The sequence below is a fragment of the Pseudomonas sp. Pseusp97 genome (assembly GCF_047304025.1).
In the GTDB taxonomy this organism is placed as follows: Bacteria; Pseudomonadota; Gammaproteobacteria; order Pseudomonadales; family Pseudomonadaceae; genus Pseudomonas.
Genome location: NZ_JBGLYK010000380.1, coordinates 1 through 2,770 on the forward strand (window position 1 = coordinate 1; position 2,770 = coordinate 2,770).

The window sequence follows — 2,770 nt, forward strand, 5'->3', positions numbered from 1 at the left end:
GCGCCGCGCCTGAACCGCGCTCGCAGCGACGCCCCCGCCACCTGGAAGCAAGCCGCCCACGCGCGCTTCAGCCTCGACGCCGAGATCACCCGCCAGCTGCTCGGCCCGGCGCTGAAGGCGCAGCGCCTGCAGATCAACGACCTGCTGCTGACCGCGCTGGCGCGCGCCTTGTGTGCCTGGACCGGCGTGCAGGCGGACGGGATAGAGCGCGGTGAACCAGCCCACGGAGCGGCTCAGGTCCAGCGCCGTGTCGCCATCGAAGGCGTCGCGGCCATGGCCTTCCATCTCCACCAGCGCGGAGGATTCGCCGGTCCAGGCACACAAGGCGCGCGCCGGCATCGGCTACGGCCAGCTGCGCTATCTCAGCCAGCACGCCGCCAGCCTGCGCGACCTGCCGGCGCCGCAGGTGACCTTCAACTACCTGGGCCAGCTCGACCAGGCCTTCGCCGACGCCGACTTCCTGCCGGCCTTCGAAGGCGTGGGCCGCAGCCAGCCGCTGAACGCTGCGCTGGGCAATGCGCTGGTCTACGCCGGCCGCGTACTGGGCGGCGAACTGAGCCTGGAAGTCACCTACAGCAGCGCCATGTTCGACGCGGCGGACATCGATGAGCTGCAAGCCCAGCTGCGCGCCGAGCTGCAAGCACTGGTCGCCTGGTGCCTGAACACCCCGCGCAAGCTGGAAGCTGCCGAGTTGCCGCTGCTCGGGCTGGATCAGCAACAGCTCGATGCGCTGCCGCTACCGGCCGGCGTGGAAGACCTCTATCCGCTGTCGCCGATGCAGCAGGGCATGCTGTTCCATGCCCTCGACGTGCCGGGCTCCTCGCTCTATGTCAACCAGCTGCGCGTCGACCTGGACGGACTCGACGAGGCGCGCTTCCTTGATGCGTGGCGCGCGGTCATCGCCCGCCACGCCAACCTGCGCACCGGCTTCCTCGCCAGCGCCGATGCGGCGCCGCTGCAGTTCGTCCTGCGCGAAGTGCAGTTGCCGGTGCAGTCCTTCGACTGGCGCGACCAGCAGGTTCGCGCACAGCAGTTGGAAGACGTTGCCAATGCCCAACGCAACCTCGGCTTCGACCTCGCCAAGCCGCCGCTGCAACGCCTGGCGCTGGTGCGCCTGGGCGAGCGCCGCTACCACCTGGTCTGGACCTGCCACCACCTGCTGCTGGACGGCTGGAGCAGCGCGCGGCTGATCGGCGAAGTGCTCGCCCTCTACCGTGGCGAGGCGCTGCCGGCGCCGGCCGCGCAGTACGGCGACTACATCGGCTGGCTGCACGCGCAGGACGGCGCGGCGGGCGAGAGCTTCTGGCGCGAGCGCCTGAAGGGCTTCGACGAGCCGACCCTGCTGGCCACCGCCTGCAGTGCCGGCTTCCGCGAGAAGCCGCTGCGTGAGGTGTGCAGCCGACTCGACAGCGCGCCGCTGCAACGCTTCGCCCAGGCCCAGCGCATTACCCTCAACACCCTGGTGCAGGGCGCCTGGGCGCTGCTGCTGCAACGCTACTGCGGCCAGCGCAGCGTGACCTTCGGCGCCACCGTAGCGGGGCGCCCGGCCACGCTGCCGGGGGCTGAGGAGAGCCTCGGCCTGTTCATCAATACCCTGCCGATCCTGCAGGCGCCGGATGACGCCCAGCGCGTCGGCGACTGGCTGCGCGAGTTGCAGGCCTTCAACCTCGACGTGCGCGAGTTCGAGCACACGCCGCTGTACGACATCCAGCGCTGGGCCGGCCGCGGCGGGCAGGCTCTGTTCGACAGCATCATCGTGTTCGAGAACTTCCCCATGGATGCGGCGCTGGCGTCATCCAACGACGACGACCTGCGCATCCTGGGCCACCATCCGGTGGACGGTACCAACTACGCCCTGGCCCTGGTAGCGAGCGCGGGCGAACAGCTGGACGTGCGCTACACCTACCGCGCCGACCGCCTGAGCGCGGGCCAGATCGAGCAGCTGCGCGGCCACTTCGAGCGCCTGCTGCTGGCCCTGGTGGAAGATGCCGAGCGCCCGCTGGGCCGGGTCAGCCAACTGGCCGACGCCGAGCGCAACGCGCTGCTGCAACGCTTCAATGACACCGAGGCGGAATTCCCGGCCGACGTGCAGCTGCAGGATCTGATCGAGCGCCAGGTCGTCGCGACCCCCGATGCGCTGGCTCTGCAATTCGGCGACGAATGCCTGAGCTATGCCCAGCTCAACGCCCGCGCCAACCAGCTCGCGCACTGGCTGCGCGGCCGGGGCGTCGGCCCGGACGTGCTGGTCGGCGTGTCTGCTGAGCGCTCGGTGGAACTGGTGGTGGCGCTGCTGGGCATCGTCAAGGCCGGGGGTGCATACGTGCCGATGGACCCGGACTACCCGCAGGAGCGTCTGCAACACATGCTCGTCGACAGCGGCGTGGGCCTGCTGCTGACCCAGCAGCACCTGCTGCAGCGCCTGCCAGCGAGCAATGCCGAGATGATCTGCCTGGACAGCCAGTGGAGCCAGATCGCCACCGCTTCCGAGCAGAACCCGGCCATCGCCGGCAGCCCGCAGAACCTGGCGTACCTGATCTACACCTCCGGCTCCACCGGCAAGCCCAAGGGCGCTGGCAACAGCCATCGCGCGCTGGTAAACCGCCTGAACTGGATGCAGAAGGCCTACGCGCTGGATGCCTCCGACCGCGTGCTGCAGAAGACCCCGTTCAGTTTCGACGTGTCGGTGTGGGAGTTCTTCTGGCCGCTGCTGACCGGAGCCGCGCTGGTGGTCGCCGCGCCCGGCGCGCACCGCGACCCGGCGGCGCTGCAC

The 2,770-nt window shown here is 70.0% G+C and carries 2 protein-coding genes; one reads left to right on the forward strand and one right to left on the reverse strand.

What is annotated here, in order from left to right; genetic code table 11:
• Positions 1 to 225 (reverse strand): hypothetical protein (locus tag ACCC94_RS29090; protein ID WP_413353049.1); only part of this gene is annotated, 225 nt, incomplete at its 3' end.
• A 22-nt stretch (positions 226 to 247) separates the two neighbouring features.
• Between ACCC94_RS29090 and ACCC94_RS29095 the strand changes: the two genes are divergently transcribed.
• On the forward strand, positions 248 to 2,770 hold a 2,523-nt coding region (locus ACCC94_RS29095; RefSeq protein WP_413353050.1), incomplete at its 3' end, for a condensation domain-containing protein.